This is a genomic window from Bradyrhizobium tropiciagri, assembly GCF_018130545.1.
Lineage (GTDB): Bacteria > Pseudomonadota > Alphaproteobacteria > Rhizobiales > Xanthobacteraceae > Bradyrhizobium > Bradyrhizobium tropiciagri_A.
Genome location: NZ_JAFCKF010000007.1, coordinates 114,146 through 127,262, shown reverse-complemented (window position 1 = coordinate 127,262; position 13,117 = coordinate 114,146). Strand labels below are relative to the sequence as shown.

The window sequence follows — 13,117 nt, the reverse complement described above, 5'->3', positions numbered from 1 at the left end:
CACGGGCCTTGTCCGGTGTCGGATTGTAGGGCAATATTAGTCTACAAGATCAGTACATCCGCTAGCCAAAGTCAATCGTTTCTCATGTCGGAATCGACAAACGGCGAAGGCTGTCGGGCTGCGGGTAGGGGAAGCATGGCTCGGTCGTTACCTCTAAAAGAACAGGCATCTCGTGCAATCAGTGCTTCTCAGGCCTTGGCAGAAAGCATTGTCGCGGCCCTCGAAGAGGGACGCCTGGCGCCGGGGCAGCGGCTCATTGAAGCAGACCTCTGTGTGCGCTTCGGCGTCGGGCGCAATACAGTGCGGGAGGCTTTGCAGCGCCTTGCATCCGAAGGGGTCGTAGAACTCAGCCGGAATAGGGGCGCGACAATTCGGGAAATCACGCCCGAACAAGCACAGGCTACTCTTGAATTGACCGAGTTGCTCGCCGGCCTTGCAGCGCGGTCCGCTGCCCAAAGGGTGCATGAGCAAGACAATTCTTTTCGTATGAGAGCTGCAATCGACAGGCTGGAAGCTGCGCAGCTTAAGATCGACGACAAACCATTTATCAAAGCGCGAGCTGGCTTTTACGACGCACTCTTGCGTATTGGGCGGAACGAGGAGCTACAGCGGATATTCCCCTCAATTCATATCCACGTGCTGCGAGCACAGTTCCACCTGACACGAGCGCACCGGAATCAGTTCGGTGATTTCAGAACGATTGCGCGAGCTGTGCTCGCAGGAGAACCGCTTCGCGCGGAACGAGCCATGCGTAAGCATGTGCGGCGGATTCGAATCCTTTTGAAGCAAGAAAACGCAAGGGAGGCGCATCGTGACTGAATTCGACCTGGTGATCCGTGGCGGTGAAATCCACGATGGTTCTGGCCGTAGAGCATCTGTTGGCGACATCGCGATCAGCGGCGGTACGGTTGCAGCGGTTGGCAGCGTCCCTGGCAAGGGAAGGGAAGAAATCGACGCCAAGGGAAAGATTGTTGCGCCGGGCTTCGTCGACATCCATACGCACTACGACGGTCAAGCCCTCTGGGAAAACCGAATGGCTCCGTCGTCGAACCATGGCGTCACCTCTGTGATAATGGGAAATTGCGGCGTCGGCTTTGCGCCTTGCCGACCCCACCAACGAGACATGCTTGTCGAGCTCATGGAGGGCGTGGAGGATGTCCCGGAGGTCGTCATGACCAAAGGGCTGCCTTGGAATTGGGAAACATTTCCGCAATACCTCGATGCGCTTGAAGTTCGCCAACTTGACGTCGATGTCGCGGCGCAGGTGCCGCATTCAGCGCTCCGCGTTTATGTAATGGGCGAACGCGCAGCGAGCCGTGAGCCACCCACCTCGGAAGATCTCGCGCAAATGCGCGCACTGACTACGGAGGCGATTCGTGCAGGTGCTTTGGGCGTATCCACTTCGCGAAATATTCTGCATCGGACGGTAGCTGGAGAACTGGCGCCGAGCTTGCATTCCGAGGAAGAGGAGCTCCTGTCATTGGCCGCCGGGCTGAACGACGCGGGGGCCGGCGTATTCCAGATCATCCCGGACATTATCGGTGATGCGCAATCGGAGTTCGGCCTTATGCGCCGGATTGCTGCTGCATCGCGGCGTCCGCTCTCATTTTCGCTTCTACAGATGGCTACGGGAGATCCTTCTGCGTGGCGTAACTATCTAAAAGAGCTTGAGAGCGCCAATAATGACGGGCTGCGGATGAAAGCACAGGTGTTTCCGCGTCCGGTCGGCTTGCTGTATGGGCTCGAACTTTCGTTCCATCCGTTTTCATTGCATCCCAGCTTCCGCGCGTTGCGGGATCTGCCATTGGCCGAAAAAGTCAGGGCGATGCGGGACCCGGTCTTACGCGCAAAGTTGCTCGCCGAAAGGCCCCAAGATCCTAACCCCGTGTACGTCAATATTGTCAACAGTTTCGGCCATGCGTACCTGATGGGTGATCCACCCGATTACGAGCCTGATCCTCGTGATTCAATTAAGCGCCAGGCAGAACTGCGAAATGTCACGCCGCACGAGTACGCTTACGACCTGTTATTGCGTGATGAAGGCCGAGCGATACTTTTTCTCCCAGGTGCAAACTATCGCGACGGTAATCTCGACGTTGCACGTGAAATGGCGATACATCCCCACACGGTGTTGGGCCTCGGAGACGGCGGTGCCCATTACGGGATGATTTGCGATGCGAGCTTCCCCACATTTGTTCTGCAGAATTGGGTGCGGGACGCGAAGCTCGGCAAGAACATCGACTTGGCGATGGCAATCCGCGCGCTTTCCCAAGAACCTGCGCAACTCGTGGGACTGGATGACCGAGGACTCTTAGCCCCAGGATATGTGGCGGATGTCAACGTTATCGATCTTGACGGCCTGCGTTTGCATGCGCCCACGGTCGTGTACGACTTGCCGGCGGGTGGACGCCGTCTTCGGCAGGGGGCAGATGGTTTTGTAGCAACGATCAAGAACGGCGCGATTACCTATCGGGACGGCGTTCACACTGGTGCGCTTCCTGGGAGACTCGTACGCGGTGCCCAGGCTGCGCCGAAGAGCAAAGGAGCCCGAAAGCGGGCTTGAGGTCAAGGGCAAGGGCGCGAACGCCGTTGTGACAGTTGAGGCGAGTAACCAGAAGCGGTAACGGCGTCGGCCTATGGTATCGAGCAGCTGTCGCCCTAAGCCTCGCTGGCCGCTGTCGCAGGACGGCGGTCTTCGATAGCCCTGCGCCCTGCACGTGGGCCTTTCGCCATTTCCCATACCAAGGCGGCGGCCGGGCGTTGCTCACCCTGAAGGCGAACCAGGGACAGCGTGGTTCGGAAATTTAGTCCCTTTATTTGACGTACTACGACGTCTTTGGACGATCCGGTTTGCAAGGCATCAAACCAGCCCAGTGTGACCGCCGGAGTGCGCGTAAGCCGTCCATAGCGCTCTACAGCGACTGCATGTCCTTCGGGCGGTCGCACCAGTTCGGCGCCTAGTTCGCTCAGAGCGCGGGTAAGAGCTGCCGAGAGCGGCGCACCAAGTATCCTATTGATCACCGCGATACGCTGGTTCTTTAGGTCTTCCATTGGTACCGCGTCCGTCTCTGACCACGGATGCTCGGCAGGAATCTGCAGAGCGAGGCGTTTCTCGCCCATCTTGAGACGCTCGAGGCCATCCGGCCAGTCGACTTCCGATACCGCATCCATTTCGGCTGCATTGACGTCGGATGGCTCTACGAGCAGTGCAAGATCGATTTCCTTGCGGAGGAGATCTGCGTAGTTGCGGGCATGGCTCTTGTCGAAGATTCGTAGTCGAATATCCGGATGCTCGACGATCAGCCGATCGATCAATTCACGGCGTTTCGCAATATGCAATGTATAGAGCGGTGCACCGATACGCAGATCATTATCCCGGATTTCCCGCGCCGCCTGAGTTGCCCAGGATGCTTCCGACACCATACGTCGCGCATTACCGAGAAATAGCCGCCCCTCGGGAGTGAGTTCGACTCGCCGGCTGGTACGGGAGAACAATGCAAACCCGAGCCTGCGTTCAAATTCGCGGATCCGAGCTGATAGTGCTGGTTGCGATATATTCAGCGCCTCGGATGCGCGCGTGAACGACAGCTCTTCGGCGACGGTCACAAAGATACGGTAAGGCATCGCATCGAGGTCCATGCCCATCTCCTGGAGCCGCCGCGCGGATAGTTGGATATCTATAACTAAATCGAATTGTCATTTCTGGGAATACATGTGGTTCGGCCGCCGGCCGCTCCTTCCTATGTTATTGATTTTGTTTGCAAACGTCATGCGCTGGCGCGGTAGCTAGGACCGCGGGGTGGCGGAAGATGGTCTTTTTCTGCCGGGCAGGAATATGCCCATTCCCATGCAGGTTGACATAAGCCGCCCAGTTCCGCGGCAGGAACGGCACAATCACGCCATTGAGGCGAAGACGGCGCAAAGGTTGAATCGACTGGATCCATAACTGATTTGGATCGAAACGTTACGAATATCCGATTGGACCTTTGAAGTCTTTGATGGCCCCCTTACGCGAACGAAAAAGTGCGCGAGGTGAGGAACGTCATGTCCTGGGATTTCGAAACTGAACCGGATTTTCAGAAGGAGCTCGACTGGATCAATGCCTTTGTGCGGGAGGAGGTCGAGCCGCTCGATTACATCCTGGGGTTTCCTTATGAAGTTGATAATCCAAAGCGGAACGCTTTGGTCCGCCCCTTGCAAGCGGAGGTCAAGAAACGTGGCCTATGGGCATGCCACCTCGGCCCCGAGCTTGGTGGTCAAGGCTACGGTCAGGTCAAACTCGCGCTGATCAACGAAATTCTCGGGCGCTCGCGCTTCGGACCAACAGTATTCGGCTGTCAAGCGCCGGATTCCGGCAACGCAGAGATCCTCGCTCACTACGGCACGCCGGCACAAAAGGACCGCTACCTTAGTCCGCTGCTCGACAATCGGATTGTCTCTTGCTTCGCCATGACAGAGCCGCAGGGCGGTGCCGATCCGAAGGTGTTCACCACCCGCGCCGAGCTCGTCGGCGACACTTGGGTGCTCAACGGTGAGAAATGGTTTGCCTCGCATGCGCATGTAGCGAGCGTCCTGATCGTGATGGCCGTCACGGATGCCGCAGCGGGTGAATACCACCGCTTGTCGACCTTCATCGTACCTGCAGAGACGGCCGGGATCGAGATCATCCGCAACATGCCAGTTGGCATTCATGGCCATCCGTCTCACGCCTATATACGCTTCAGCGATGTCAGGGTGCCGGCCGATCATCTTTTGGGTCCGCGAGGTGGTGGGTTCGTCGTGGCCCAGACGCGGCTCGGCGGCGGCAGGATCCATCATGCCATGCGAACGATCGGTCAGGTCCAGAAGTCGTTCGAACTAATGTGCGAGCGGGTACTGAGCCGCGAAACGCAGGGCTCTCTTCTTGCCGACAAACAAATGGTGCAAGAGAAAATCGCAGACTCCTGGATGGATATCGAGCAATTCCGTCTGCTGGTCTTGCGTACCGCCTGGAAGATCGACAAACATAAGAACTATTTGGCGGTACGAAAGGATATCTCAGCGGTCAAGGCGCTGATGCCGAAGATATTCCACGATGTTGCAGCCCGCGCGTTGCATCTGCACGGCTCGCTCGGCGTGACGCCCGACATGCCCTTCGCAGAACAGGTCCTGGAGAGTTTTCAAATGGGGTTAGCCGACGGGCCGACGGAAGTTCACAAAATCACCGTAGCGCGCCAGCTTCTACGGGAGCGGCGTGGCACGGACGGGCAGTTTCCGTCTCAATATATTCCGACACTGCAGGCCGCAGCGATTGCCAAGTATGCCCAGCAAGTCGAGGAGGCGGTTGTTTCTGCGATCTAAGAGCTAGCCGGTCACGCTTGCGAAAAACGCAGTCGTCTCGAGTTGTCGTTGGGATCAGAGCGCAGAGGCTTGGCCGGCAGAAGAGCAATGGCTCAACCGTAGGGAACCGATCAAGGGGATAAGAATGCAGGAACTCAAAGGAAAAATTGCCGTCATAACAGGCGGGGCAAGCGGAATCGGATTCGCTGCGGCACGCTCTCTCGCCCGGGAGGGCGTCAAGCTCGTAATCGCGGACATCGAGCAGGATCAGTTGATCAAGGCGGTTGCGTCGCTCGAAGCGGACGGCGCAGAGGTATGTGGTGTAGTAACCGATGTAGCATGCAAATCATCGGTTGAACATCTTGCGGACCAAGCTTGGTCCCGTTTCGGGGCAGTCCACATTTGCTTCAATAACGCCGGCGTTGCAATTTTTGGACCAACGCAGTCAATGACACATGCTGATTGGCAATGGGCCATCAATGTCAATCTATGGGGCGCGGTTCACGGCGTCGAGACTTTCATACCCCGGATGATCGAACAGAAAGAAGGGGGCCACGTCCTTTTCACCTCCAGTTTTGCCGGGCTCATCAGCAATCGAAGCCTTGGACCATACAGCGTATCCAAGGCAGCCGTTGTCGCGCTTGCGGAATGTCTGTCGAAGGATCTGCGTGAAATGAACATAGGCGTGACGGTTCTCTGTCCGATGCGCGTGGAGACGAAGATCGAGCAGAGCTATCGCAATCGACCAGCGGAGCTCGGGGGACCAGAAAGGCGAACTGTTTACACAGACAGGGAAAACGGATCCGGGGAGGGACGTGTTCTACCGGTAGAGCTGGTCGGCGATCTGGTCGTGGATGCCATTCGTCGCAATGCGCTCTATGTGATCACTCACAAGGAAACCGAAGCCTACATCAATCGGCGCTTCGATAGGCTTAAGGAGGCGATCGCCTACTCGCTCTGAAAGAATGAGGCCGGCCGAGATAAGATCACGCCGCCCTTCCTGGACCGAGACTTGTCTCCGGCCTGACAAGGCTTTTACGACAACAACCCAGTGCTTCGCTCAAATATCTTGAGGCAACGCTATGCACGAACTTGATTATACCGGCAAAGTGGTTCTGGTTGTCGGAGGATCGAGCGGGATTGGCAATGGAATAGCTCAGGCATTTCGATCCAAAGGCGCGTCGGTGCATGTATCCGGCACCCGCGCTGCTTCGACGGACTATCGGTCTGAAGAAGGGTCAGATCTTGAGGGGCTACACTATGCTCAACTTGACCTCGCGGACGATGGTGCGCTCGATAGCTTTGTGCCTGCCTTCGAGAGACTGGACGTCCTCGTGCTGGCGCAGGGCACCGTCATCTACAAGCGCGGTGAATTCGTGATGTCGGGCTTCCGGAAGGTCATGGAGATCAACCTGATGAGCTTGATGGCGTGTTGCACGAAGTTTCATGAAATGCTCAGGGTTAGCAGCGGATCACTTATCATAGTGAGCTCGACGGCGGCCTATCATTCGACGAAGGGAAATCCGGCTTACAATGCGTCAAAGACCGGAGCGGTGGGACTTACCAGAACGATGGGGCAAGCCTGGGCCGAAGACGGGATCCGCGTTAATGGCATCGCGCCGGGCCTCGTTGACAGCAAGCTGACTAGGGTTACCACCAATAATCCAAAACGACTGGAAGGCGCGTTGCAGCGAATTCCGCTTAAACGTCTCGGCACGCCGGCCGACATGGCTGGAGCAGCACTATTCCTGGCATCGCCGCTCGCTTCCTACATCGTCGGGCAGACGATCGTGGTGGACGGCGGTTTCATCTTGTAGCGACTGCAGTGTCGACGCGAGAGCACGACGGCTTGAACGCATTCATTTCGATCGGATTACCGCCATGAGCGACGAACCTTGGAAAGATTTAGTCGATCTCAACAAAGTGTGCGCCTGGATGGACCGGGTTGGCTTGGGCAGTGGTGCAATCGAGGATCCGACCCCGTTGGCAGGCGGCACGCAGAATGTCCTCCTGTTGTTCTATCGTGATGGCCGTCCTTTTGTTCTCCGCCGTTCGCCACGTCACCCGCGCGGCGATGGGAACGCGACCAACCGACGCGAAGCTCGCGTACTCGGCGCGTTGGCATCCACAGACGTCCCCCATCCGCGATTAATTGCAGCATGTTCCTCGGAGCAGGTTATCGGAGCAGCGTTCTATTTGATGGAGCCGATCGATGGTTTCAACGCTACGGTCATGTTGCCACCACTCCATGCGAGTGACAGGAGCGTTCGCCGGGAAATGGGCTTCGCATTGGTGGACGGTGCTCTTGCGCTCGGCCGCGTCGATCACGTGGCAGTTGGGCTTTGCGATTTCGGCAAAAGCGACGGATTTCTCGAACGACAAGTACCGAGGTGGCGGGCGCTGTTGGACGGCTATCGGGATTATGAGGGATGGCCCGGGGCAGGATCGATCCCAGGACTTGACCAAGTGGCCAAGTGGCTCGCCGATCACGTTCCTCCATCCTTCACGCCAGGCCTGATGCATGGCGACTATCATTTGGCCAACGTCATGTTTCGCAAGAATGGTCCTGAGCTAGCGGCAATCGTCGACTGGGAGCTTGCTACCATCGGCGACCCCCTTCTCGACATGGGGTGGATCATAGCCACTTGGCCAGGCGTAGATGGACACACAATCGCGGAATTCGGCATCAAGCCGTGGGGCGGGTTTCCGAGTATCGGAGATCTGGTGGATCGCTATCGAGAAGGAAGCCAACGAGATACGACACACATACGGTGGTACGGCGTACTCGCATGCTACAAGCTTGGTGTCATTCTTGAAGGTACATACGCTCGTGCCTGCGCGGGAGCAGCCTCTAAGATTACGGGGCAGCGTCTGCACCAGTCATGCATCAAGTTGTTTGAGCGGGCTCAGAGTTGGCTTGAAAGCGATCGCCTACAATAGACAGCCCAACTGTTTGGCGCTGCTACGAGTCCTAGTATTCCGCGTTACGCGGTCAGGACGAGAGGCCCGTAAGATCGCTGGTCGACCTATCTGGGTTCGACGTTGTGTATCGGCAAGGTCAATCCCACTTTGACACGATCCATAACGACGATGCTCCGAAACCATTTGATGTTCTTGTGCTCGTAAAACAAGCGGCGCGCTAGATCCTCATAATCCGCCATTGTAGCTACCGTTACGACCAAGACGAAGTCTGCGTCTCCCGTCACGTAGTAGCACTGCTGGACCTCAGGGCCGGACAAATGGGCCTTCATTGCATCGAGGTCCTCCATGTGTGCGCGCTCCACATGGACCTCCACAAGAATAGTGATTGGAAGCCCGATACGCGTCGGATCGACGATCGCGACATTGGCCTGGATCACTCCGGTCTCTTCAAGTCTTCGAATGCGTCGCTGAACGGCTGCCGTCGAAAGGTTGACCCGCTCCGCGATCTTGTGGAGCGGTGTAGCGTTGCTCTCTTGCAACTCACGCAGGATGGCGTGATCGAAGTCATCGAGTTCTGGAAGCTTGGTTGCCCGCATCTGGTCGCCGTGAGAAATTGTTGCGTCAATCGATCTAAAAGAGAGCGTACTTATCGCCCTCCGCAAAATACTTTCTCATCATTGTTGCAAAGCGCAAGCGCAATCGCTCCAAGGATGCGCCGCGGACGATCGAGAGAGGGTGGCATGACACCGCGTCTTGAGACGAAGATCTGGGCGCTCGTCGAAGCCAAACAGGCGGCGTTTTGGGCGCTAAGTGACCAGGTATGGGGGACCCCTGAGCTAAACTACAGAGAACATCGCTCATCCGAGGCTCACGGGGCGGTGCTCGAGGCGGAAGGATTCAAGGTGAGCCGCGGTTTCGGCGGACTGCCGACGGCCTTGCTTGGCGAGGCCGGCGAGAGCGGGCCCGTTATCGCGATACTAGGGGAATATGATGCGCTTCCCGGCCTGAGCCAACAGGCCGGCATTTTGGAGCCAGTACCGATCGCCGCCGACGGAAATGGGCACGGCTGCGGCCACAATCTTCTCGGGGCTGGAGCACTGTTGGCCGCGACGGCGGTCAAAGACTACCTTGAGACTGCACGGATCCCGGGACGGGTCCGCTACTACGGCTGCCCGGCTGAAGAAGGCGGTTCAGGCAAAGGTTTTCTAGTTCGGGCAGGTGCCTTCGACGGCGTCGATATCGCGATAACCTGGCATCCGGCCCCTTTCACAGGCGTAGCCAATCCCGTTTCGCTTGCCTGCAGTGAGGTGAACTTTCATTTCACCGGCCGGGGATCCCACGCCGGCTCAACGCCCCATCTCGGCCGCAGTGCGCTGGATGCCGTCGAACTCATGAACGTCGGCGCCAACTATATGCGGGAGCATATGCCGAGCCGCGCGCGGATACATTACGCGATAATCGATGCCGGCGGCGTGGCTCCCAATGTAGTCCAGGCAAAGGCCACGGTTCGTTATCTGGTACGGGGAGGTAGCGTCCAGGAACTTCAGACTCTGCTCCGGCGGGTCGAGAAAATCGCCGAGGGCGCGGCGCTGATGACCGAGACCAGAGTACGCTGGCAGGTCGTGACGGGTGAGGCGAACCTTGTTGGCAACACGCCCCTCGAGCGACTGATGCACGCGCATCTCGATCTGCTCGGTCCGCCGCAATTCGACGATGCAGACCGCGCCTTTGCCGCGCGTTTCCAGAAGACATTCACGGACGATGATATTCGGACATCGTATGCGGCCTTTGGGCTGAAACCATCGAAAGATGCGGCATTGTGTGACTTCGTCTTCCCACCAGAGAGTGGTGATGGGACGCTCGTAACATCGACAGATGTGGGCAACGTGAGCTGGATCGTCCCTACGGTTCAACTACGTAGCGCAACCTTCGCCATCGGAACGCCGGGGCACTCGTGGCAGCTCGTCGCTCAGGGCAAAGCGCCTGCCGCTCATAAAGGCATGGCGCACGCCGCTAAAATCATGGCCAGCGTTGCTGTCAGCCTGCTTTGTCAACCTGAGCTGATCCGAGAGGCAAAGGACGATCACCGGCGACGTCTGCAGGAAACGCCCTTCATAGATCCGATTCCAGAAGGAGCTCGTCCGGAATTGCCCATGCACTGACTGCACACAAACAATAAATCGAGGAGGGAATAAGCAATGGAACAGCCGATTCGGCACGACCTAAATTCCGCGGCACGATTGGATAGGTTACCGCCGGGATCGTTTCACAGACGGCTTCTGGTCCTGATCGGCGGTGGGCTGTTCTGCGACGCGTTTGACCTCTACATCGCAGGCGCCGTCACCGGCGTATTCCTTAACACCGGTTTCTCGACCCTTGAGCTGAATGCATTCTTCATCTCGATGACATTTGCCGGAATGCTGCTCGGCACAGCTATCGCGGGCGTTCTCTCCGATCGGTTTGGCCGACGTCCGATCTTCCGCTTCAACCTTGCCCTGTTCGGAATCGCCTCGATAGCGGGGGCGTTCGCTCCCAACATGGAGTGGCTGATCGTAACGCGGGCCATCTGCGGCGTTGGTCTCGGTGCCGAACTGGTGTTGTGCTATGCGACCCTTTCCGAATTTGTTCCGGCGTCAAAGCGCGGACGCTGGGTTGCGCTGCTTTCGACGATCTCGAGTTTCGGCCTCCTAACGTCGACACTTCTAAGCTGGATTCTGATCCCGTGGTTTGGTTGGAGGATCATGTTCGTCCTGCCCGGTGTCGGTGCGCTCATCATCCTTTGGATGAGAAAGGTGATGCCAGAATCGCCTCGTTGGCTCGAAACCCAAGGAAAATTCGCTGAAGCAGACAACGTCGTTACTGCTATCGAAGCGGAGACGATCCGGAATGGTCTGACACTCGGCCATCCCGAACCAACCCCGGGTCCCCAATACCAATCGATCTTCCAACGCAAGCTGGTACGACCTCTCATTCTCGGAAGCTTGATGCAGACCGTGATGTTCGCGGCGCTCTACGGACTGATCGCTTGGGTGCCATCATTCCTCGTGAAGCAGGGAATTCCGATTAACAGCTCGTTGGGACAGGCAACTGTGATGTCGCTAGGCGGGCCTATCGGCACGTTCCTCGCATTCCTGTTCGTAGACAGGATCGGGCGCCGAGCCGCAATCATCTTCGGTTCCCTGGCCGCAGCGATAGCGGGTCTTGCGTTCGGCCAAGTGACGTCCCAGGTATCCGGAATGGCGGTTGGGTTCGTTGTCTTTACAGTAACCTATTTTCTGCTCGCCACAATCCAAGCTGTCTATCTGCCGGAGTTGTACCCAACGGCCGCTCGAATGCGGTGCAATTCCATTTGTTTGGGCATTGCCCGCCTCACTGCGCTTGGAACGCCGTTCGCGACTGTTCTCCTGTTCAATCACTGGGGAGCAATGGGTGTGGTCACCGCCGTATCAATCCTGTTTGTGATCCAGTCGCTCGCCATGGCTATGCTCGGACGCGAAACCCGGGGGCAGCCGCTCGAACTGATTACTGAAGGTGGCCGAGCCTAGCGTGCGAACGCGCGCTGGGTCTCTGCACTACCCACCGCTGATGAGATGGATAGCCAAGCCTGAGGATGAGATGAATTGGCCGCTGCTGAATACGATTCCACACACGCCGTTTTCGCGTGAGGAATATCTCCAACGTATTACGCGTGCGCAGGATCTGATGCGGCGTAGCGGCATCGACACGGCGCTAGCGACATTCGAGTACAACTTTCGTTACTTCACCGGAGACATGGTCCCGACACCGTATCAAACGACGCGCCCTCGGTTCATCTTGATACCTTCCGATGGTTTGCCGATTGCTCTGGTGCCGTCCGGTGTCGACGACGTGTTGCGGGAGACGACCTGGATTACCGAGATAAGAACATGGCCCAGCCCAAATCCTGCCGATGAGGGCGTCTCTGTCGTCGCTGCCACTCTGGCGGAGCTTACCGGGAAAGGAGCGCGGATAGGCATCGAGCTTGGCGCAGAATCGCGACCTGGACTTCCCGGCGCCGACCTGCAGCGCCTTGCCAAAATCATTGCGCCGCGAATGCTCATTGACGCAACCGAAGCAGTATTTACGCCGTTGCGGATGAAGAAGTCACCGGCCGAAATCGATCGGATTCGCACCGTTTGCCGCATAGCTTCGGAGGCGTTCCTTGCGCTGCCGCGACATCTTCGAACCGGAATGACTGAACGGGAAGCCTGTCGTGCCTATGAATTGGAATGTTTCCTGCGTGGAGCCGACAAGATTCCGAAGATTTCAAGTGTGGCCGGGCGTGGCGGCCATCGGCGTGCATATACAGCACCCACCGATCGGATCATCGCGAGGGGGGATGTCCTCTATCTCGATTCAGGATGTCATTTCGACTTCTACTGGTGCGACTTCAACCGCTACTTCGCCTTTGGTTCGATCGACGACGATACGGCGCATGCGTACGAAGTTGCTTGGCAGGCTACCGAGGCAGGTCTATCGGCCGTGAGGCCAGGTGTTATGGCCCGCGACGTCTGGCGCGCGATGCAGAACGTGTTCGATCGACATGCCGGTGGCGTCGGCAACACCAGTATCGGCCGCTACGGGCATTCAATGGGCCTGTGGATGCCTGAACCTCCGTCGATAAGCGCAACCGACGAAACTGTTCTTGAGGAAGGCATGATCCTGAACATAGAGCCAAGTCTGCCTTATCGATCCAGCATCGATGGAGATCTCAGGCTCATGATTCACGAAGAGAACGTCGTTGTGACGAAACAAGGCAGCGAACTACTGACCTTGCGTGCTTCGCGCGAGTGCCCGGTGATCACCAACTGATCTCGGCGCTTGGATACGTAAAAATAACGCCCAAATCGAGGAAAAC

At 57.5% G+C, this 13,117-nt stretch carries 11 protein-coding genes; 9 read left to right on the top strand and 2 right to left on the bottom strand.

What is annotated here, in order from left to right; all coding sequences use genetic code 11:
• Positions 1 to 135 precede the first annotated feature (135 nt).
• Positions 136 to 819 (top strand): GntR family transcriptional regulator, encoded by a 684-nt coding sequence (locus JQ616_RS28620; protein WP_212020414.1) that lies wholly within the window; start codon positions 136 to 138, stop codon positions 817 to 819.
• Positions 812 to 2,563: an N-acyl-D-amino-acid deacylase family protein gene (locus JQ616_RS28615; RefSeq protein WP_212020412.1), complete on the top strand. Its 1,752-nt coding sequence runs from the start codon at positions 812 to 814 to the stop codon at positions 2,561 to 2,563. Before JQ616_RS28620 ends, JQ616_RS28615 begins: the two co-directional genes overlap by 8 nt.
• A 95-nt stretch (positions 2,564 to 2,658) precedes the next feature.
• Here JQ616_RS28615 and JQ616_RS28610 read toward each other — a convergent pair whose 3' ends face one another.
• Positions 2,659 to 3,639 (bottom strand): LysR family transcriptional regulator, encoded by a 981-nt coding sequence (locus JQ616_RS28610; protein ID WP_212020410.1) that lies wholly within the window; start codon positions 3,637 to 3,639, stop codon positions 2,659 to 2,661.
• Positions 3,640 to 4,044: 405 nt separating this feature from the next.
• Here JQ616_RS28610 and JQ616_RS28605 point away from each other — a divergent pair, with 405 nt between their 5' ends.
• From JQ616_RS28605 to JQ616_RS28590, 4 genes are all read left to right on the top strand, one after another.
• Entirely contained in the window at positions 4,045 to 5,340 is a 1,296-nt protein-coding gene (locus tag JQ616_RS28605; protein ID WP_212020408.1) for an acyl-CoA dehydrogenase family protein, read from the top strand.
• A 124-nt stretch (positions 5,341 to 5,464) separates the two neighbouring features.
• Positions 5,465 to 6,280: an SDR family NAD(P)-dependent oxidoreductase gene (locus tag JQ616_RS28600; RefSeq protein ID WP_212020406.1), complete on the top strand. Its 816-nt coding sequence runs from the start codon at positions 5,465 to 5,467 to the stop codon at positions 6,278 to 6,280.
• 121 nt (positions 6,281 to 6,401) lie between these two features.
• A complete protein-coding gene (locus JQ616_RS28595) occupies positions 6,402 to 7,136 on the top strand; it encodes an SDR family NAD(P)-dependent oxidoreductase (protein WP_212020404.1) in 735 nt (244 codons plus the stop codon).
• Positions 7,137 to 7,200: 64 nt separating this feature from the next.
• The gene (locus tag JQ616_RS28590) at positions 7,201 to 8,259 is read left to right on the top strand and encodes a phosphotransferase family protein (RefSeq protein ID WP_212020402.1); all 1,059 of its coding nucleotides are present in this window, start codon (positions 7,201 to 7,203) and stop codon (positions 8,257 to 8,259) included.
• A gap of 86 nt (positions 8,260 to 8,345) precedes the next feature.
• On the opposite strand, the gene JQ616_RS28585 is transcribed toward JQ616_RS28590, so the two are convergent.
• Entirely contained in the window at positions 8,346 to 8,837 is a 492-nt protein-coding gene (locus tag JQ616_RS28585; RefSeq protein WP_212020400.1) for an Lrp/AsnC family transcriptional regulator, read from the bottom strand.
• 144 nt (positions 8,838 to 8,981) lie between these two features.
• Here JQ616_RS28585 and JQ616_RS28580 point away from each other — a divergent pair, with 144 nt between their 5' ends.
• The 3 genes from JQ616_RS28580 to JQ616_RS28570 all read left to right on the top strand — a co-directional run bounded on the left by JQ616_RS28580 (position 8,982) and on the right by JQ616_RS28570 (position 13,071).
• Positions 8,982 to 10,403: a M20 family metallopeptidase gene (locus JQ616_RS28580; RefSeq protein ID WP_212020398.1), complete on the top strand. Its 1,422-nt coding sequence runs from the start codon at positions 8,982 to 8,984 to the stop codon at positions 10,401 to 10,403.
• A 36-nt stretch (positions 10,404 to 10,439) separates the two neighbouring features.
• Positions 10,440 to 11,786: an MFS transporter gene (locus tag JQ616_RS28575; protein WP_212020396.1), complete on the top strand. Its 1,347-nt coding sequence runs from the start codon at positions 10,440 to 10,442 to the stop codon at positions 11,784 to 11,786.
• A 70-nt stretch (positions 11,787 to 11,856) separates the two neighbouring features.
• The gene (locus JQ616_RS28570) at positions 11,857 to 13,071 is read left to right on the top strand and encodes a M24 family metallopeptidase (protein ID WP_212020394.1); all 1,215 of its coding nucleotides are present in this window, start codon (positions 11,857 to 11,859) and stop codon (positions 13,069 to 13,071) included.
• The last annotated feature ends 46 nt before the right edge of the window (positions 13,072 to 13,117 follow it).